The 18185-nt window shown below is 61.3% G+C and carries 17 protein-coding genes; 6 read left to right on the top strand and 11 right to left on the bottom strand.

Going from position 1 to position 18185, the window contains the following annotated elements:
• Positions 1–3: 3 nt before the first annotated feature.
• The 3 genes from ybeY to miaB form a co-directional block, all read right to left on the bottom strand.
• Positions 4–498 carry an rRNA maturation RNase YbeY gene (gene ybeY, locus J1G18_RS06145; RefSeq protein ID WP_096795275.1) on the bottom strand — a complete coding sequence of 165 codons (495 nt, stop codon included), beginning with the start codon at positions 496–498 and terminating at the stop codon, positions 4–6.
• Entirely contained in the window at positions 491–1489 is a 999-nt protein-coding gene (locus tag J1G18_RS06140) for a PhoH family protein (RefSeq protein WP_097089326.1), read from the bottom strand. The genes ybeY and J1G18_RS06140 overlap by 8 nt, the downstream gene beginning before the upstream one ends.
• Before the next feature lie 284 nt (positions 1490–1773).
• Positions 1774–3102, bottom strand: a complete 1329-nt coding sequence (miaB, locus tag J1G18_RS06135; protein ID WP_064589373.1) for a tRNA (N6-isopentenyl adenosine(37)-C2)-methylthiotransferase MiaB — start codon at positions 3100–3102, stop codon at positions 1774–1776.
• Between the two features lie 133 nt (positions 3103–3235).
• Here miaB and J1G18_RS06130 point away from each other — a divergent pair, with 133 nt between their 5' ends.
• Complete coding sequence (locus J1G18_RS06130; RefSeq protein WP_003185742.1) at positions 3236–3565, top strand: DUF1820 family protein; 330 nt, start codon at positions 3236–3238, stop codon at positions 3563–3565.
• A 166-nt stretch (positions 3566–3731) separates the two neighbouring features.
• Here the strand turns inward: J1G18_RS06130 and J1G18_RS06125 are convergent, their stop codons facing one another.
• The 4 genes from J1G18_RS06125 to J1G18_RS06110 all read right to left on the bottom strand — a co-directional run bounded on the left by J1G18_RS06125 (position 3732) and on the right by J1G18_RS06110 (position 7250).
• Positions 3732–4286 carry a tetratricopeptide repeat protein gene (locus J1G18_RS06125; protein WP_003228518.1) on the bottom strand — a complete coding sequence of 185 codons (555 nt, stop codon included), beginning with the start codon at positions 4284–4286 and terminating at the stop codon, positions 3732–3734.
• Positions 4287–4511: 225 nt separating this feature from the next.
• A complete protein-coding gene (hemL, locus tag J1G18_RS06120; RefSeq protein ID WP_098965768.1) occupies positions 4512–5795 on the bottom strand; it encodes a glutamate-1-semialdehyde 2,1-aminomutase in 1284 nt (427 codons plus the stop codon).
• 15 nt (positions 5796–5810) lie between these two features.
• The gene (gene thiE, locus J1G18_RS06115) at positions 5811–6434 is read right to left on the bottom strand and encodes a thiamine phosphate synthase (RefSeq protein ID WP_003228513.1); all 624 of its coding nucleotides are present in this window, start codon (positions 6432–6434) and stop codon (positions 5811–5813) included.
• Positions 6435–6452: 18 nt separating this feature from the next.
• Positions 6453–7250 carry a hydroxymethylpyrimidine/phosphomethylpyrimidine kinase gene (locus tag J1G18_RS06110; protein ID WP_007960553.1) on the bottom strand — a complete coding sequence of 266 codons (798 nt, stop codon included), beginning with the start codon at positions 7248–7250 and terminating at the stop codon, positions 6453–6455.
• Positions 7251–7724: 474 nt separating this feature from the next.
• Between J1G18_RS06110 and J1G18_RS06105 the strand changes: the two genes are divergently transcribed.
• The 4 genes from J1G18_RS06105 to J1G18_RS06090 all read left to right on the top strand — a co-directional run bounded on the left by J1G18_RS06105 (position 7725) and on the right by J1G18_RS06090 (position 14216).
• On the top strand, positions 7725–10079 hold the full coding sequence (locus J1G18_RS06105) for a hybrid sensor histidine kinase/response regulator (protein WP_223007239.1): 2355 nt from the start codon (positions 7725–7727) through the stop codon (positions 10077–10079).
• Between the two features lie 97 nt (positions 10080–10176).
• Complete coding sequence (locus J1G18_RS06100) at positions 10177–11826, top strand: acyl-CoA dehydrogenase family protein (RefSeq protein ID WP_115988826.1); 1650 nt, start codon at positions 10177–10179, stop codon at positions 11824–11826.
• Between the two features lie 182 nt (positions 11827–12008).
• Entirely contained in the window at positions 12009–13508 is a 1500-nt protein-coding gene (gene amn, locus J1G18_RS06095) for an AMP nucleosidase (RefSeq protein WP_177434769.1), read from the top strand.
• A 72-nt stretch (positions 13509–13580) separates the two neighbouring features.
• Positions 13581–14216, top strand: a complete 636-nt coding sequence (locus J1G18_RS06090) for a pseudouridine synthase (RefSeq protein ID WP_262415527.1) — start codon at positions 13581–13583, stop codon at positions 14214–14216.
• On the opposite strand, the gene J1G18_RS06085 is transcribed toward J1G18_RS06090, so the two are convergent.
• Positions 14211–14420 carry a DUF2788 domain-containing protein gene (locus J1G18_RS06085; RefSeq protein ID WP_003228500.1) on the bottom strand — a complete coding sequence of 70 codons (210 nt, stop codon included), beginning with the start codon at positions 14418–14420 and terminating at the stop codon, positions 14211–14213. The genes J1G18_RS06090 and J1G18_RS06085 overlap by 6 nt on opposite strands.
• Before the next feature lie 191 nt (positions 14421–14611).
• The gene (locus J1G18_RS06080; protein WP_007909658.1) at positions 14612–15091 is read right to left on the bottom strand and encodes an Lrp/AsnC family transcriptional regulator; all 480 of its coding nucleotides are present in this window, start codon (positions 15089–15091) and stop codon (positions 14612–14614) included.
• A gap of 454 nt (positions 15092–15545) precedes the next feature.
• On the opposite strand from J1G18_RS06080, the gene J1G18_RS06075 reads away from it, so the two are divergent.
• Positions 15546–16586, top strand: a complete 1041-nt coding sequence (locus tag J1G18_RS06075) for a DUF6515 family protein (RefSeq protein WP_223007238.1) — start codon at positions 15546–15548, stop codon at positions 16584–16586.
• Here J1G18_RS06075 and J1G18_RS06070 read toward each other — a convergent pair.
• Complete coding sequence (locus J1G18_RS06070) at positions 16580–17488, bottom strand: cation diffusion facilitator family transporter (RefSeq protein ID WP_134787396.1); 909 nt, start codon at positions 17486–17488, stop codon at positions 16580–16582. The two genes, J1G18_RS06075 and J1G18_RS06070, sit on opposite strands and share 7 nt — an antisense overlap.
• A 9-nt stretch (positions 17489–17497) precedes the next feature.
• Entirely contained in the window at positions 17498–17917 is a 420-nt protein-coding gene (locus tag J1G18_RS06065) for a hypothetical protein (protein WP_003228492.1), read from the bottom strand.
• Between the last annotated feature and the right edge of the window lie 268 nt (positions 17918–18185).

The following is an 18185-nucleotide window of genomic DNA, read 5'->3' as shown; positions in this document are numbered from 1 at the left end:
CGATTACTCTGAATCCTTTGTTGTAACGATAGGGGATGTTTCGGCTTCGTCGTCCGCGTACGGATCGGGATAGCCCAGTTCGGCAAGCAACTCGCGTTCCAGTGCTTCCATTTCTTCGGCTTCGTCGTCATCTATATGGTCGTAACCGAGCAGATGCAAGCAGCCGTGAATGACTAGATGTGCCCAATGGGCCTGGAGTTCCTTGCCTTGTTCGGCAGCTTCGCGCTCGACCACGGCCACGCAGATCACCAGATCGCCGAGCAGCGGGATGTCGAGAAACTCGTCAGGGACTTCGGCCGGGAACGACAGGACGTTGGTCGCGTAATCCTTATGGCGCCAGGTGTGATTCAGCTCACGACCTTCTTCCTCATCAACCAGACGAATGGTCATTTCCGAGTCAGCGCTGCGCTGGCGCAGGGCCAGTTCGCACCATTTGCGGAAGTCGGCTTCACTCGGGGCGTTCGCTTCGGTAGCGATTTGCAGATCCAGCTCAAGCATCGCGCGAGGTTTCCCTGGCGGCTTCGGCACGGGTCTCGAAGCGCTCGTAGGCCTCGACGATCCGCTGCACCAACGGATGGCGCACGACGTCTTTGGGCTGGAAATGGGTGAAGCTGATGCCCGGAACGTCCTTGAGCACTTCGATCACATGATGCAGCCCGGACTTGGTGCCGCGCGGCAGGTCGACCTGGGTGATGTCGCCGGTGATGACCGCGGTGGAGCCAAAGCCGATCCGGGTCAGGAACATTTTCATCTGCTCGACGGTGGTGTTCTGGCTTTCGTCGAGAATGATGAAGCTGTTGTTCAGCGTCCGACCGCGCATGTAGGCCAGCGGCGCGACTTCGATCACCTGACGTTCGATCAGCTTGGCCACGTATTCGAAGCCGAGCATTTCGTAGAGGGCGTCGTACAGCGGGCGCAGGTACGGGTCGATCTTCTGGGCGAGATCACCCGGCAGGAAACCGAGTTTTTCACCGGCTTCAACCGCCGGACGTACCAGCAGGATGCGGCGGATCTGCTCGCGCTCCAGGGCATCGACGGCGCAAGCCACAGCCAGATAGGTCTTGCCGGTACCGGCCGGACCGATGCCGAAGTTGATGTCGTTGCCGAGGATTTCCTTCACGTAGCGCAGCTGATTCAAGCCGCGTGGGCGAATCATGCCTTTCTTGGTGCGCAGGGCGACGGAGGCTTCGGCGGGGGCGTGGTTGTCCAGTTCGACCACGGCCGATTCCTGGAGGAACAGGTGCACCATGTCTGGCGACAGCTCGGTACCCTTGGTTTCGCGGTACAGGCGGCGCAGCAGGTTTTCCGCAGACGTGGTGTGCTTGGGGTCGCCGATCAGCTCGAACTGGTTTCCGCGATTGCGGATCTCGATGGCCAGGCGCTGTTCGATCAAGCGCAGATGCTCGTCGAATTGCCCGCACAGATTGGCGAAGCGGCGAGCCTCAAAGGGCTCGAGGATAAAACGATGTGGTTCTATGGGTGCGTTCAAGGTCGTATTTAGCCGCCCTGGGGCAATTAAGATGAAATCAAGGATAACGCCAGTGGCGTGGGTGCGAAAGCTCTTAAATATCGATGCGAGTCTGGAAAGCCTTTCTGTGGCGGGTGGAGTTATCTGTGGCGAGGGGATTCATCCCCGATGGGCTGCGGAGCGGCCCCAAAACCAGAGCTTTCGGTATGGCAGATTCACCACAACTTCAGCTTTGGGTCGGCTGCGCCAACCATCGGGGATAAATCCCCTCACCACAACAGCCCTACTACAGAAGACGCGCGGTGTTATTGAATCAGCGAGCCGCGCAGCGAGTGCGGTTGCGCCGCGTCGATGTGTACGTCGGCGAACTGGCCGATCAGGGTCGGATTGTCGCAGCGGAAGTTGACGATACGATTATTCTCGGTACGCCCTTGCAGCTCGCCCGGGTCTTTCTTCGAGTAGTCGGTGACCAGAATGCGCTGGATCGAACCGACCATTTGTCGGCTGATCTCGAACCCTTGCTGATTCAAACGATGCTGCAAGGCGTTCAAGCGTTCTTTCTTCAGCTCCTCCGGGGTGTCATCGGCCAGATCGGCCGCCGGGGTGCCCGGGCGCTGGCTATAGACGAACGAGTAGGAGAAGTCGAAACCGACGTCGGCAATCAGCTTCATGGTCTGTTCGAAGTCTTTCTCGGTTTCGCCGGGGAAGCCGACGATGAAGTCCGAACTGATGCAGATCCCTGGCACGGCAGCGCGCAGTTTACGCAGCTTGGATTTGTACTCCAGCGCGGTGTGGTTGCGCTTCATCGCCGCGAGGATCCGGTCGGAACCCGACTGGACCGGCAAGTGCAGGTGTTTGACCAGCTCCGGCACTTCGGCGTGGGCCTGGATCAGGCTGTCGGAGAACTCCAGCGGGTGCGAAGTGGTGTAGCGGATGCGGTCGATGCCGTCGACAGCGGCGACCACGCGGATCAGCTCGGCCAGATCGGCCAGGCGACCGTCATGAGTCGTACCGCGATAACCGTTGACGTTCTGCCCGAGCAAGGTCACTTCACGCACGCCGTTCTCGGCGAGGTGGATGATCTCGGCAATCACGTCATCGAACGGCCGGCTGACTTCTTCGCCACGGGTGTAGGGCACCACGCAGAACGTGCAGTATTTGCTGCAGCCTTCCATCACCGACACGTAAGCGCTCGGGCCGTCGATGCGCGGCTCGGGCAGGTGGTCGAATTTTTCGATTTCCGGGAACGAGACGTCGACTTGCGGCAACTTGCTGCTGCGTGCGGCGTCGATCATTTCCGGCAGACGGTGCAGGGTCTGCGGGCCGAAGACCACGTCGACATACGGCGCGCGATCACGGATCGCCGCGCCTTCCTGGCTGGCCACGCAACCGCCGACGGCGATCACCATGTCCGGATTGGCCAGTTTCAGTTCACGCCAGCGGCCGAGCTGCGAGTACACCCGATCCTGGGCACGTTCGCGGATCGAACAGGTGTTGAGCAGAATCACGTCGGCGTCTTCCGCACGGGCGGTGACTTCCAGGGCCTGATGTTCGCCCAGCAGATCGACCATGCGCGAGCTGTCGTACTCGTTCATCTGGCAACCGTGGGTTTCGATGTAAAGCTTCTTGGCCATGGAGTAAGGTCGTCACCTGATTCAAAGAACCGCGCATTATAGGGAACAAGCCCTCAGGTTCCTACCGCTGTGCGTCCGGCGGCTATGCTATAGTTTGCGCCCTCATTTTTATCCCCGATGTTATCCCCCCGCCATGACCAAACGCGAAGCTCCAATCTATAAGGTGATTTTCCTCAACCAGGGCCAGGTGTTCGAAATGTACGCCAAGCAGATCTATCAAAGTGATCTGTGGGGTTTTCTGGAAGTGGAAGAGTTCGTCTTTGGCGAGCGCACGCAAGTGGTGGTCGATCCGAGCGAAGAGAAGCTCAAGGCGCAGTTCGAAGGCGTGGTGCGCAGCTTTGTGCCGATGCATTCGATCGTGCGCATCGACGAGGTGGAACGTCTGGGCACCCCGAAAATCAGCGAAGCCCGTGGCGCGGTCGGCAATGTGATGCCGTTTCCGATGCCGATGCCTGAGAAGTAAGCCCGGATCTGGATTTGAAATGATTTGTGGCGAGGGGATTTATCCCCGATCGACTGCGAAGCAGTCGCAAGTCCATTCAGCAAGGTATGTCAGAAGGAGCTTGATTGCAGGGTTTTGGGGCTGCTTCGCAACCCATCGGGGATAAATCCCCTCGCCACAAAAGCTCCTATGGCAATGGCGAAAACGGCGTACGCCCATCGGCGCTCTGCAGTTCCATCAGGTATTTACGGAAAATTTGCCCGAGCACCTGGGTCGCGGTTTCGAGGTCTTCGCGGGACATTTTTTCCGAGACCTCGTCGGCGGTGTCCAGCGCATCTTCGGCGCCGTTGACCGCGGCCATCTTCAGCACGATGTAGGCCTGAATGTTGTTGGCCTGCACGCCTTCGCCGTGGAAGAACATGGTACCGAGCTTGAACTGTGCCTGAGCATGGCCTTGCAACGAGGCCTTTTCGAAATAGCTCAGGGCTTGATTGAGGTCGCGCGGCGCATTCTTGCCGTCGTAGTAGAACTCACCCAACTCGTATTGCGCTTGCGCATCCCCTTCATCCGCCGCTTTCTGGCAGGCAGCCAGTGCCTGCGTGACGTCTTGCGGCTGAGTATTGAGGGTGCAACGACCCATCGCCGGGATCAACAACGAGTTGCCGCCTGCTTGTGCATGCGCGAGCAGGGGCTGAAGGAGCAACAGGCAGCCCAAGGCAAGGGTGCGGCCGGTGCGGTTCATGGGAATCGACTTACCTCTGAAGGGCACGCGGACCCATCGAGGGATCCAATAAGCGCGCATTATGAAATAAGCAGGGCCAACCTTACAAAGTCTTTACTCGTTTTTCTGCTGCGCGGGGAATATATCGGCCACTTTCTGGCGGATTTTTAACAGAGGCGTGGGAAAAACAGCGTGGGTGTAGGTGAAAGCTGACGCTGGCCATGGCCAACGTCAGCGGTACGGCGATTACTTCAGTGCAGCGAAGGCACGTTCGGCAGCGTCCAGAGTGATTTTCAGCTCGGTTTCGCCGTGGGCGATCGAGGTGAAACCGGCTTCGAATGCACTCGGCGCCAGGTACACGCCACCTTCCAGCATCAGATGGAAGAAGCGACCGAACAGTGCTGCGTCGCTGGCCATCACGTCTTCAAAGGTGACGATGTCGTCGGCGCCGCTGAAATACAGGCCGAACATGCCACCCGCTTGCGTGGTCACGAACGGAATACCCGCGGCATCGGCGCGTTGTTGCAGACCGTCGAGCAGGCGCGTGGTGTAGTCGGTCAGCTCGGCGTGGAAACCCGGACGGCTGATCAGGCGCAGGGTGGTCAGACCGGCGGCCATCGCCAGTGGGTTACCCGACAGGGTGCCGGCCTGATACACCGGGCCCAGCGGCGCGATGCGCTCCATGATTTCACGCTTGCCGCCGAAGCAGCCGACCGGCATGCCGCCGCCGATGATCTTGCCGAAGGTGGTCAGATCCGGGGTCACGCCGTAGTGCGCCTGGGCGCCGCCGAGGGCAACGCGGAAACCGGTCATCACTTCGTCGAAAATCAGCACCACGCCATGCTTGTCGCACAGCGAACGCAGGCCTTCAAGGAAACCCGGTGCCGGCGGTACGCAGTTCATGTTGCCCGCGACTGGCTCGACGATGATGCAGGCGACGTCCTGACCGACTTCGGCGAGCATCTTCTCCACGGCGTCGATGTCGTTGAACGGCAGAGTCAGGGTGTGTTTGGCGAACGCGGCCGGCACACCGGCGGAGCTCGGCACACCTTGGGTCAGCGCGCCGGAACCGGCCTTGACCAGCAGGCTGTCGGAGTGACCGTGGTAGCAGCCTTCGAACTTGATGATGCTGTCGCGACCGGTGTAACCACGGGCCAGACGAATCGCACTCATGGTCGCTTCGGTGCCGGAACTGACCATGCGCACCATGTCCATCGACGGCACCAGCGAGCAGACCAGATCGGCCATCTCGGTTTCCATCGCGGTCGGCGCGCCGTAGGACAGGCCGTGTTGCAGCTGATTGCGCACCGCGTCCAGCACGTCCGGGTGGCTGTGGCCGAGGATCATCGGCCCCCACGAACCCACGTAATCCACATAGCGCTTGTCGTCTTCGTCGGTGACGTAGGCGCCTTCGGCATGCTTGAAGAACAGCGGTGTGCCGCCCACGCTCTTGAAGGCGCGAACCGGCGAGTTCACGCCACCGGGAATGTGTTTCTGGGCATTGGCAAACAGGGTTTCGGAACGAGACATGTTCGGGCTCTCAAATCAGATTTTCAGAAGTTCGTTGAAGGCGCGGGCGCGGCGGGTCACTTCGGCGGTGCTTTCGGCACCGAACAAGCCGTGGACCACCGCCAGCAGGTCGACCCCGTGGGCCACCAGTGGCGCGGCGTTGTCGAGGGTGATGCCGCCAATCGCGCAGACCGGCAGATGCAGCTTGCGTTTGGCCTCGTCGAGCAGATCGAGGCTGCAGCTTGGCGCGCCGGGTTTGGTGTTGGAATTGAAGAAGCGACCGAAGGCGACATAGCTCGCGCCTTCCTTGGCGGCTTGCTCCGCCAGTTCGAGTTGCGCGTGGCAGGTCGAACCGATGATGGCTTTGGAGCCGAGCAGGGCGCGGGTCGGCGACAGCGGGCCGTCGGTCTGACCCAGGTGCACGCCGACGTTGAGGCGTGCGGCCAATTCGGCGTCATCGTTGATGATCAACTGCGTCTTGTAGCGCTCGCACAGGTTACGTAGCGCTTCGGCCTCGCGCAGACGGCGGGCCTCGTCGCTGCTTTTGTCGCGGTATTGCAGCAGGGTGACGCCGCCTTCCAGCGCCGCCTCCACATACGACAGAAACTTGCCCGCCAGCAATTGGCTGTCGGTGATGGCGTACAGGCCACGGAGTTTCATCAGGCAGACCTCACGACGTTACGAGCAAAAATCCAGCGGCAGGCGACGCGGCACGAACTGGCCTTTGCCCAGTTGTTCGGCATCGCGCAGGGTGCGCCAGGTGTAATCCAGTGCCGTACGCACGGCGCTGGCGAGGTTTTCACCTTGGGCCAGCCGACCGGCGAGGGCGCTGGCCAATGTGCAGCCGGAACCGTGATAACTGCCCGGTAAACGCTGGCAATAGAAGGTTTCACGCAGGCCGTCACGGCTGTACAGGCGATTGTGGATTTCAGTTTCGTCGCCATGGCCGCCGGTGATCAGCAGGTTTTTGACGAACGGCAGGAGCTTTTCCGCGCACTCGTCCGCAGTGCCTTCGGGCAGTTCGGCGAGAATCCGCGCTTCGGGAAGGTTGGGGGTGGCAATGATCGACAGTGGCAGCAGACGCTCGCGCATCGCATAACCGACTTCATCCTTGCCCAGGCGTCCGCCGCCGCCGGCACGCAGCACCGGGTCGCAGACTACCGGCAGGTGCGGGTGCGCCGAAAGCAGTTCGACCACGGTGTCGACCATTTCCAGCGAGCCGAGCATGCCCAGTTTGACCGCAGCGACTTCGGAGTCGTTGAGCACGGCATTGGCCTGGGCCAGTACCCACTCTCGGTCGAGGACGCGGAAGTCAGTGACGTTGACAGTGTCTTGCACGGTCAGGGCGGTGACGGCCGGAGCCGCATGGCAACCCTGCGCAAGCAGGGCTTCGATATCTGCCTGCAAGCCGGCGCCACCACTGGGGTCGTGGCCGGAGAGACAGAGGACAACGGGGCGGGAGCTGTAGATATTCATGGTGCGCGAGCTTACCACCAAACCTGATTTTGGGGTTCAGTCCTGAAAGCGTTTGGCTAGAGATTGTCTGACACATTGCGGCCATTAGTCGGGTAGCAATTGTGGCGAGGGGATTTATCCCCGATGCGCTGCGAAGCAGTCGCAAATCCATTCTATGAATCGTGTCTGAAAGAATCTGGTTGCATGGTTTGGGGCCGCTTCGCGACCCATCGGGGATAAATCCCCTCGCCACAAGAGGTATTTACAACATCCGTCGTTGTAGTGAGCTGACCAACTCAACAGCTCTAGCTCGCTGCTTTGCTCTGAAACGCCCGTTCTAGAGCCTTTGTAGGAAAAATTTCGATGGTGCTCAATGGCCATCAACGGCTATGCTAGGCTGGATCCAAACCAATAACAGGTAATACCGGTTTTACGTCTACTCAAAGGGAATGGGGGGCTTCCTGACACAACCGGACGAGCCACGCTGGGGCTTCAATGCGCTATTTGCTGATGTTGCTGTTCTGCTTGCCCCTCCTCGCAAGCGCCGTCGAGTTCGACGAAAATACCCAGAGCCTTCCCCTGGGCCGCTCCATGCAAGTGTTCGAAGACCCGAGCGGTCAGGCGAACATCGCCGACGTCCGTGCTCAAGCGGCGGCGGGCAATTTCAAACCCCACGACAAAGCCACGCTCAATGCCGGTTACTCGCGCTCGGCGTTCTGGCTGAAGATCGACCTGCATTACCGTCCGAACAACCCGGCCGCGCAACGCACCTGGCTGCTGGAGCTGGCGTATCCGCCGCTCGATCACCTCGACCTTTATATGGCCGATGCCAATGGCGACTACCGCCTGATCCGGCAGACCGGCGACGCCTTGCCGTTCGCCAGTCGCGAGATCCGGCAGAACAATTACCTGTTCGACCTGACCTTCGCCCCTGACCAGCAAAAAACCGTGTACCTGCGCCTGGCCAGTGAAGGTTCGATCCAGGCACCGGTGACCTTATGGTCGAGCACCGCGTACCTCGAAGATCAACCGGTGCGCCTGTATGTGCTGGGGATCATTTATGGCGTGCTGCTAGGGATGCTGGTCTACAACCTGTTCATCTACCTGAGCGTGCGCGACACCAGCTACCTCTATTACATTTTCTACATCGCTTCGTTCGGCCTCTATCAACTGTCGGTGAACGGCGCGGCGGTCGAGTATTTCTGGCCGGACAATCCGTGGTGGGCCAACGCCGCCACACCATTTTTCATCGGTTGCGCCGGGTTGTTCGGCAGCCAGTTCGCCCGCAGTTTCCTGCAGACCAGAACCCACAGCCGCTGGCTCGACTATCTGCTGATCGCCCTGATCGCGTTCGGCGCGCTGGTGGTCGGGCTGTCGCTGATGACCAGTTACGCATTGTCGCTGCGCCTGGCGACCCTGTTGGCGCTGGTGTTCACCGTGGTGATCTTCGCCGCCGGGATTCTCGCCTGGTGGCGCGGCTTGCGGGTGGCGCGTTATTTCATCATTGCCTGGTCGGCATTCCTGCTCGGCGGCATCGTCAATACGCTGATGGTGCTGGGCCTGCTGCCGAACGTGTTCCTGACCATGTACGCCAGTCAGATCGGTTCGGCGATCGAAGTCGCGCTGCTGTCGCTGGCGCTGGCCGACCGCATCAACGCGATGCGCGAGCAACAGGCGCAGACCCTGTTCGACGCCGGGCAGAAGCTCGAAGTGCTCAACCAGCAACTGGCCCACAGCAACAAGCTCAAGGATGAATTCCTCGCGACCCTGACCCACGAGTTGCGCACGCCGATGAACGGCGTGATCGGTTCGCTGGAGCTGATGCAGACCGTCGAGCTGGAACCTGAGTTGGAGCAGTACCAGCAAACCGCCGCTGGTTCCGCCCGGGACATGATGCGCATGGTCAACGGCATCCTCACCCTCACCGAACTGCAGGCCGGCAAGCTCAAGGCGACGCCGGGCAGCTTCAGCCTGCGCGCGGTGGTCGAGGCCTTGCGCGTGCAGTTCGATGGCAACGCGGCCAGCAAGTCGCTGGACTTCAAAGTCGAGGTGCTGCCGACCCTGCCGGATCGCTTGCACGGCGACAGCGCAAAACTGGCGCAATGCCTGGAGTGCCTGCTGGACAACGCGATCAAGTTCACCCGAGTCGGTGGTCTGGCGCTGCGAGTGACCGGCAAACCGTCGGCGGGCAATCGCTTGGCGTTGTCGTTTGCGGTGATCGACACCGGCATCGGTTTCACCGATCTGGGCGAGGCGACGATGTATCAGCGCTTCTTCCAGCTCGACGGCTCGATGACCCGCGAGTACGGCGGGCTGGGCGTGGGGCTGGCGATCTGTCGGCAACTGGTGGAACTGCTCGGCGGCAAGCTGACTCACCGCTCCCAGCCTGGCAGCGGCAGCCGTTTTCAACTGGATGTCGAGTTCGAGCTGCCGGAAGTCGAAGCGGCGCCAACCGCGGACGCGCTGCACGAGCGCAGCCGTGCGCCGCAGGATTGCACGGTGTTGCTGGTGGATGACAACAGCGTCAACCAACTGGTGATGCGCGGCATGCTGCTCAAACTGGGGTTCCGCGTACGCACGGCGGACAACGGCGCGGCGGCGCTGGATTATCTGCAGGGCGAGGCCTTCGATGCGGTGCTGATCGATTGCCAGTTGCCCAGCCACGAAGGGGCCTCGTTGTGCTGCCAGATTCATGGGTTGCCCGGCTGCGCCAATCTGCCGGTGTTCATGCTGGCCCTGGGCACGGATCGCGAGCACTGCGCACCGGGCACGCGCATCGATTACCTGAACAAGCCGGTGAAATTCGAAGACCTGCAAACGGCGCTGGAGCGTCGGGTGCTCAGCGCGTAATAGGGTGAAAGCGCCGACAGTTCGGCGCATATGACACTTTGATCAACCACGGGCCGGTGCTTAACTGAATCCCTTGGCTGACCAAAGGAGCCCCGTCATGAACCTGCATCAGTTCGCCGAAACCCACGAAGTCACCAACCAGCCACCGTCGCTGGATGGCGCCAACCTGTACCGCATCGACCTGCCGCTGCAGGAGTGGTCACGCCGTTTCGGCGCCGGGTGGGCCGAGTCGCGGATCGATGCCTACGGTGCGCTGGCCGGCGGACCGCTGATGGCAGCCGGGTTCCTCGCCAATCAGAACAAACCGGTATTCGTCAGCCATGACCGTTACGGCCATCGCATTGATCTGGTGGAGTTTCATCCGGCCTATCATGAGCTGATGCGCACTGCGATCGAACATGGCCTGACCTCGTCCCCCTGGACTCATCCGCAGGACGGCGCGCATGTTGCCCGCGCCTCGATGAGCTATCTGCACAGTCAGGCCGAGGCGGGCAGCGGTTGCCCGTTGACCATGACCTTCGCCAGCGTCCCGGCCATGCGCTTGCAGCCGGATCTGGCCGAACAGTGGCTGCCGAAAATCCTCGCCACAGAATACGACCCGCGCAACGTCGGCATGGCGCACAAGGCCGGCGTGACTATCGGCATGGCGATGACCGAGAAACAGGGCGGCACCGATGTGCGGGCCAACACCACCAAGGCCTATCCGGTGGGTGCCAGTGGCCCGGGCCAGGCCTATGAACTGGTCGGGCACAAGTGGTTCTGCTCGGCGCCGATGTGCGATGCATTCCTGACGCTGGCGCAGACCGACAAGGGCCTGACCTGCTTCCTGCTGCCGCGCCATCGCCCGGACGACACGCGCAATCAGTTCTACATCCAGCGCCTGAAAAACAAACTCGGCAACCAGTCCAACGCCTCCAGCGAAGTGGAATTCCGTGGCGCTTTGGCGTGGATGGTCGGCGAAGAGGGGCGTGGCGTGCCGACCATCATCGAGATGGTGGCGATGACCCGTTTCGATTGCATGGTCGGCTCCAGCTCGCTGATGCGTCAGGCGCTGACCCAGGCCAGCCACCACTGCGCGCACCGCAAGGTCGGCGGCAAACTGCTCAGCGAGCAACCGTTGATGCAGAATGTGCTGGCCGATCTGGCGCTGGAAAGCGAGGCCGCGCTGGCCCTGAGCCTGCGCATGGGCAAGGCGCTGGATCATCTGGATGATCGCCATGAAGCGCAATTCGCCCGGCTGGTGACGGCGGTGGGCAAATACTGGATCTGCAAACGTGCCCCCGGAATGATCAACGAAGCCGCCGAGTGCATGGGCGGTGCCGGGTATGTCGAGGAGAGCATCCTGCCACGGCTGTATCGCGAAGCGCCGGTCAACTCGACGTGGGAAGGCTCGGGCAATGTGCAGTGCCTGGACGTGCTGCGTGCGCTGTCGAAAGAACCGGGTGTGCTCGACGTGTTGTTCAGCGAATTGGGCGATGGGCACGGCGACAAGCGCCTGGCCGCGCATATCCAGCAGTTGCAGGCGCAGTTCAAGGACACCAGCGACATTCAGTATCGGGCGCGGCAACTCACCGAAGACATCGCGCTCGGTTTGCAGGCCAAGCTATTGCTGGAGGCCGGCAACTCGGCGGTCAGCGACGCGTTCATTGCCAGCCGCCTGAGTGGTGGCGGCCGGGTCTACGGTGCATTGCCGCGTGGGCTGGACGTCGAAGCCATCGTCGCTCGCGCAACCCCCCAGGGTTTCTGACCCAACACAAATCCCCTTGTGGGAGCGGGCTTGCTCGCGAATGCGGTGTGTCAGTCAATGGATAGGTCGACTGACACTGCGCATTCGCGAGCAAGCCCGCTCCCACAGGGGATCTCCATTGACAGGAAGATTTGGGTACAGCCACAACGCCACTGTTCCCGTGAGACCACGATGCAGGCAAGATGAAGCTCTGCAAGTCAGAACACAGGAAGCTGATCGTGACCGAAGCGTTTATTGTCGTTCAAACCGCCGAACAAGCCGTGGATCGTCTGGCCGAGCTGCATGAGCGGGCCACCACTGCGCTGAACTCGGCGCTCAAGCGTTACCTCAAGGATCGCGTCGAGCCTGACGCCGAACAGCGTGCCCTGTTTCGTTATCCCGAACTGCGTCTGACCTACCTGTGTCAGGGCGAAGTCCCACAGACCACCCGCGCCTACGCCAAGGTGCAACTGCCGGGCACCTACAGCGTCACCGTCACCCATCCCAAGGCGTTCCGCAAATACCTGCTGGAACAACTGGTGCCGTTGATGCACGACTTCACCGTGACCGTGGAAGTCGGTGTCAGCCAACAGAACATTCCGTACCCGTACGTGGTCGAGCAGGGCGATGAGCTGGCCGGCTCCGGCGTTACCGCTGCGGTGCTGGCGCGGGTGTTCCCGAGTACCGACCTGTCCGCCGCGACCGATGGCATCGCCGACGGTCTCTACGACTGGGAAAACACCGATCCGCTGCCACTGGCGCTGTTCGACGCCGCGCGCGTCGACTTCTCCCTGCGTCGTCTGGTGCACTACACCGGCAGCGACTGGCGCCATGTGCAGCCGTGGATTCTGCTGACCAACTATCACCGCTACGTCGACCAGTTCATCGTTCATGGCCTGGAACAACTGCGCAACGACCCGCGTTTCGTGCGCATGGTGCTGCCGGGCAACGTAATCATCGAGAAGGGCATGGATCACGGCGAAGCCTCGGCGATCGCCGCTGGCGTGGTCTGGCACCGCTACCAGATGCCGGCCTATCACCTGATCGCCAACGACGGCCATGGCGTGACCCTGGTCAACATCGGCGTCGGCCCGTCCAACGCCAAGAACATCACCGACCACCTGGCGGTGCTGCGCCCGCATTGCTGGCTGATGATCGGTCACTGCGGCGGGCTGCGTCAGTCGCAGACCATCGGCGACTACGTGCTGGCTCACGCCTACATGCGTCGCGACGGGATTCTCGACCGCGTGGTGCCGCCGAACATTCCGATCCCGGCACTGGCCGAAGTGCAACTGGCGCTGCAGCAAGCCGCGGCCAATATCACCGGCGAGAAGGGCGAGGAGCTGAAAAAGCGTCTGCGTACCGGCACCGTGCTGACTTACGACGACCGTAACTGGGAACTGCGCTGGGCGCAGGAACGTCCGCTGATCAACCTGTCCCGCGCCGTGGCGGTGGACATGGAAAGCGGCACCATCGCCGCCCAGGGTTATCGCTTGCGGGTGCCGTACGGCACGTTGCTGTGCGTTTCGGACAAACCGCTGCACAGTGAAATCAAGCTGCCGGGTTCGGCCAACGCGTTCTACGAGCGTGCGGTCAGCCAGCACTTGAAGATCGGCATCGAGGCGGTGGATCTGCTGCGCACCGAACTCAACTCGCTGCACTCGCGCAAGCTGCGCAGCTTCGACGAGCCGCCGTTCCGTTAACGGTTAGTCGTGGTCATTTGGCGGTCGGGGCACTAGCATTAGCAGCCCTGATCGCTAAATGTCTGTTCTCTTATGTCCCGTCCCCCGCGTCCACCTTCCCGCCGTCCCGGTCCGAAGCCATCCTCCTCGGCTCCACGTCGTGTCGCCAAAGCGCCGCCGGCCGAGCCGAAGTTGATCCTGTTCAACAAACCGTTCGATGTGCTGACGCAGTTCAGCGACGAAGGCGGGCGGGCGACGCTCAAGGATTACATTGACGTGCCCGGTATCTATCCGGCCGGACGCCTTGATCGCGACAGCGAAGGCTTGTTGTTGCTGACTAATGACGGCCAGTTGCAGGCGCGCATCGCTGATCCGAAACACAAACTGGCGAAGACTTACTGGGTGCAGGTCGAAGGCGTGCCGACAGGCGAGCAGTTGCAGCGTCTGCGCGAAGGTGTCGAGTTGAATGACGGCAAGACTTTGCCTGCCGAGGCGCGGCAACTGGAGGAACCTGAACTGTGGCCGCGCAATCCGCCGGTGCGCTTTCGCAAAAGCGTACCGACCAGTTGGCTGGAGTTGGTGATTCGTGAAGGGCGCAACCGTCAGGTACGACGTATGACCGCAGCGGTGGGGCTGCCGACGTTACGGCTGGTGCGGGTCAGGATTGGCGATTGGACGCTCGACGGGCTCGATCAGGGCCAATGGAAAGAAGTGCCGGCGCGGTTATAGAGCGCCGGATTCGATCAGGCCGATCACCACACTCTTGATGATGAACGCGGCCACGCCCAGCCCCAGGACGAAGAACAGAATGAACGAGCCGAAACGCCCGGCCTTGGACTTCTTCGCCAGATCCCAGACGATGAAACCCATGAAAATGATCAGGATGCTGACCAGGCCAGTCATCATCCACTCTTCGAATACTGCAGGATCCATCGGGCATCTCCGGCGCGCACAGGGCTGAAAGGGCTGGGCGATTATACGCCGAGGGGGATTGCGGGCGCATTGACCTGTGTCGGTGTGCCGCAGTGATGGTGGTCGCCTGTGCCGGCCCCTTCGCGAGCAAGCCCGCTCCCACATTTGCAATGCATTTCCCTGTGGGAGCGGGCTTGCTCGCGAAGGCGATGTCAGCTGCGCAGATGGGTCAGCGGCAGTTCAGTGCTGTTGAGCACCTGATTCAGCACAAAACTGGAGCGCACGCTGGTTACGCCTTCAATCCGGGTCAGATGCCCCAGCAGCAGCTTCTGATAATGATCCATGTCCGGAACCACCACTTTCAACTGATAGTCGGCATCCACGCCCGTCACCAGGCTGCATTCCAGCACTTGCGGCAGAGTGCGGATTGCCGCTTCGAAATTCTCGAAACGCTCCGGTGTGTGCCGGTCCATGCCGATCAGCACGTAGGCGGTCAGGCTCAGGCCGAGCATCTTGCGATCGAGCAGGGCGACCTGGCGCGAGATGTAGCCGTCGTCCTCCAGTTGCTTGACCCGGCGCGAGCAGGGGGAGGGTGACAGACCGATGCGCTCGGCCAGTTCCTGGTTGGAGATGCGGGCGTCGCGCTGCAATTCCGCCAAAATACTCAGGTCGTAACGGTCGAGTTTGCTCATGAATCAGTCCTTGGTTGTAACTATTGCGGCGGATTATCTATCCAGGGTTAAAAATTGCGCAAGCAGTGTTTATTTGAGCAATCTTCGCAATCCTCTGTCGCGCCTCCCGGCCTATTCTTATCACCAGAATCACTGCTCGGTAACACAGTCCACTGCGGCCCGCCCAATCAGGCCCGCCGCGGCCGCCACCCCCACCGGGGCTGGGCCGGCCCCCGAGCTGCACACTGTCCAGAAGACGGCGTGAGGTGAGCCGACGTCAAAAGCGTCGAGCCAGGACGAAGTTCTCTAAAGGGAGGCCGACGGGTCTCCCTTTTTCTTGCCTGCGATTTTTGTGCCTCGATGCACAGCCTTCCTCAATAAATAAGTTTCGTGACTGATAACCTGTCGCAGAACCCGGTGTGCGTATTCCCGGTCTTAGCTACAAGCCCTCTTAATACCCGCAGTGAGGAAAAGCATGAAGTCGCGCATCTGGCGTCTGGCCGGTGTTGGTTTGCTGTGTGTGAGCGTCAGTGCGCAAGCGCTCGCCGACGATCCGGAGAGCCGCAGCCCTAATGGTGGACGCGGCCCTGAGCATCAGGGAAATAACCAGGGCCATGGGGGCGATCATCAGCCCCACGGGCAGAACAATCCGCCGCCGCAAAATCAGCCGCGGCCGCAGAACAACGAAATCATTCGGGGCGACAACAGCCGCCAGTTCGAGCACAACGGCCAGCAGCACAACAATGGCCAGTGGCAGAACCAGAACCGCGCGCCCAATCAGCCTGCTCCGGTGCATCAGTCGCCACCGTCGAACAACCTGCCGATCCAGCCACGGCCCGACACCGTGCGCCAGACTCAGGAACCGCGCCAGGGTTACTACCGCGACGAGCGGCCGCAGAATGGTTACCACAACCAGCAATGGCAAACCGGCAACCGGCCCAATGACAATCGCTGGCCGGGTCGCCCGGACGGACATGGCAACGGTTGGGGCCCAGGCCCGCAATACCGTCCGGGGCATGTGATCGACCGCTTCCCGGATCGCGAATACCGAGTGCCGTATCGCGGTCAGGATTACTTCTATTCCGGCGGCTACTGGTATCGCCCGCAAGGCCCGCGCTACATCGTCGTGCAGCCGCCACGAGGGATTCGCACCCAGTATCTGCCGGACTATGCCCGTGAAGTGTGGATCGGCGGTGCGCTGCTGTTCCTCGCTGCCGGTTCCTACTATGCGTATCAGGAAGCCACTCAGGATTACGTCGTAGTCGAACACCCGATTCAGCAACCGCCGCAACCGCAGCCGCAATCCCAGGGCTATGACGTCGAGGCCTATCCGGCCAACGGGCAGTCGCCGGAACAGGTGCAGCAGGACGGTTATCAGTGCTACCAATACGCCGTGCAGCAGAGCGGTTTCGACCCGCGTACCGCGACCTATCAGCCAGCGCCTGAAGTGGTGCAGGCTTACCGTCAGGCTCAGGGCAACTGCCTGAGCAGTCGCGGTTATCAGGTGTCTTACTGAATCCGGGTTTGCGCCCGTTCGGTCTTGACCACTTCCTGCGGGTCGGCGTGCACCAGCACTTCGGCTCGCGGGTAGGCGGCGTGAATCGCATCCGCCGCCTGATCGCTGATGCCGTGAGCCACTGACAAGGTCAGCTCCCCTGGCAACTCCAGATGCAACTGCACGAACCAGTGGTTGCCTGAAATCCGCGTGCGCAAATCATGCGCGCCCAATACGCCGGGTACGCCGCAGGCCAGTTCGAGCATGTGCTGACTGACGTCCGCCGGCAGCTCTTCATCCATCAGCACCGAAAAACTTTCCCGGGCGATCTGGATCGCGCTCCACAAGATGTACCCGGCGATCCCCAGACCGAACCATGCGTCCAACTGATGAAAGCCCATGCCGGCGAGAATCAGCGCGATCAGAATGCTGCCGTTGAGCAGCATGTCCGAGCGGTAATGCAGCGAGTCGGCGCGCACGGCGTTGGAGCCGGTCTGCTTGATCACCCGATGTTGCAGCGTCAGCAACGCGGCGGTCAGCAGCAGCGAGAACACGATCACGCCGATGCTCAGCCAAGGCGCGCCCAACGGCTCCGGTTGCTTGATGCGTTCATACGCCTGGAACGCAATCAGCACCGCACTGCCGCCGATGAACAGCGCTTGCGCCATGCCCGCCAGCGATTCGGCCTTGCCGTGGCCGTAACGGTGATCGTCATCGGCCGGACGCAGCGCGTAATGCACCGCCAGCAGATTGAGCAGCGAAGTGACGCCATCCAGCGCCGAGTCGGTGAGGCCGGCGAGCATGCTCACCGAGCCGCTCAGCCACCAGGCGATGGCTTTGGCGATGATCAGCGTGCAGGCCACCGCCACCGAAGCGCGGGTTGCCAGCCGCAGCAGGCGGGCGTGTTCGGGGCTGGTGGTCATGTGATTTCCTTATGCGGCGGGTTGCAGGCCAAACATCGCCAGTTGTTGCGTGCTGCCCTTGTGCTGGATCAGGCGCGGATCGTCCAGCGGCAGGTTGCGGCCCAGTTCTGTTTCGAGAATAGCCTGCAACTTGAGGTTATCGACCTGACCGTCCGGGCCGACCGCCTGTTTGAGCTTGGCCGGATCGACCTGAGCGGTGTGGCCCGGTTCGAAATAGATCGCGCCGGTGGTGAAGTCGACCGCGAACGCGATCAGCCCTGGAATCACGTAGAACAGCAGGCCCACGGCGTCGAGCACGGCAATCGCCGGGTCGATCTTGCCATCGATCTGACCGCGACGATCCGGGTAGAAAATCGAACCGCAAGCCGTGAGTTGCGTGAGCAGGGTGGCGACCAGTACACCGCCGATCAGGCGAGAAGGTAAGCGCATGGAAAATCTCCTGAGTCATTTGAAAACGAAGCGTCGTCATTTGAAATTAAGACCCTGACAAACGCCCGGCAGTTCGCCGTTATACTCGCCCTCGGCAGGGCGCGCCCACAGTAAATTGCGGCCTCGTCTCACCCCTACCGAAATATGTTGAGGATTGAAGTTGTTTTCTCCAGATCGACACCTCGTGAAGGTTGATGAATCCTGGCGGGGTTCGGCCCTCCGGGCTAAAGCTGTGAACGCGCCATGCTGCGTTGCGGAACTTGGCAAG

It is taken from the genome of Pseudomonas sp. MIS38, from assembly GCF_019891575.1.
Lineage (GTDB): Bacteria > Pseudomonadota > Gammaproteobacteria > Pseudomonadales > Pseudomonadaceae > Aquipseudomonas > Aquipseudomonas putida_A.
The sequence above is the reverse complement of the archived record's forward strand: the minus strand, read 5'-3'. Positions and strand labels throughout refer to the sequence as shown.

What these genes read in the sequence shown, in the direction of transcription:
- ybeY (WP_096795275.1), bottom strand. Translation starts at nt 498, where the DNA reads ATGCTTGAGCTGGATCTGCAAATCGCTACCGAAGCGAACGCCCCGAGT.
- miaB (WP_064589373.1), bottom strand. Translation starts at nt 3,102, where the DNA reads ATGGCCAAGAAGCTTTACATCGAAACCCACGGTTGCCAGATGAACGAG.
- J1G18_RS06130 (WP_003185742.1), top strand. Translation starts at nt 3,236, where the DNA reads ATGACCAAACGCGAAGCTCCAATCTATAAGGTGATTTTCCTCAACCAG.
- J1G18_RS06125 (WP_003228518.1), bottom strand. Translation starts at nt 4,286, where the DNA reads ATGAACCGCACCGGCCGCACCCTTGCCTTGGGCTGCCTGTTGCTCCTT.
- hemL (WP_098965768.1), bottom strand. Translation starts at nt 5,795, where the DNA reads ATGTCTCGTTCCGAAACCCTGTTTGCCAATGCCCAGAAACACATTCCC.
- thiE (WP_003228513.1), bottom strand. Translation starts at nt 6,434, where the DNA reads ATGAAACTCCGTGGCCTGTACGCCATCACCGACAGCCAATTGCTGGCG.
- J1G18_RS06110 (WP_007960553.1), bottom strand. Translation starts at nt 7,250, where the DNA reads ATGAATATCTACAGCTCCCGCCCCGTTGTCCTCTGTCTCTCCGGCCAC.
- J1G18_RS06105 (WP_223007239.1), top strand. Translation starts at nt 7,725, where the DNA reads ATGCGCTATTTGCTGATGTTGCTGTTCTGCTTGCCCCTCCTCGCAAGC.
- J1G18_RS06100 (WP_115988826.1), top strand. Translation starts at nt 10,177, where the DNA reads ATGAACCTGCATCAGTTCGCCGAAACCCACGAAGTCACCAACCAGCCA.
- amn (WP_177434769.1), top strand. Translation starts at nt 12,009, where the DNA reads ATGAAGCTCTGCAAGTCAGAACACAGGAAGCTGATCGTGACCGAAGCG.
- J1G18_RS06090 (WP_262415527.1), top strand. Translation starts at nt 13,581, where the DNA reads ATGTCCCGTCCCCCGCGTCCACCTTCCCGCCGTCCCGGTCCGAAGCCA.
- J1G18_RS06085 (WP_003228500.1), bottom strand. Translation starts at nt 14,420, where the DNA reads ATGGATCCTGCAGTATTCGAAGAGTGGATGATGACTGGCCTGGTCAGC.
- J1G18_RS06080 (WP_007909658.1), bottom strand. Translation starts at nt 15,091, where the DNA reads ATGAGCAAACTCGACCGTTACGACCTGAGTATTTTGGCGGAATTGCAG.
- J1G18_RS06075 (WP_223007238.1), top strand. Translation starts at nt 15,546, where the DNA reads ATGAAGTCGCGCATCTGGCGTCTGGCCGGTGTTGGTTTGCTGTGTGTG.
- J1G18_RS06070 (WP_134787396.1), bottom strand. Translation starts at nt 17,488, where the DNA reads ATGACCACCAGCCCCGAACACGCCCGCCTGCTGCGGCTGGCAACCCGC.
- J1G18_RS06065 (WP_003228492.1), bottom strand. Translation starts at nt 17,917, where the DNA reads ATGCGCTTACCTTCTCGCCTGATCGGCGGTGTACTGGTCGCCACCCTG.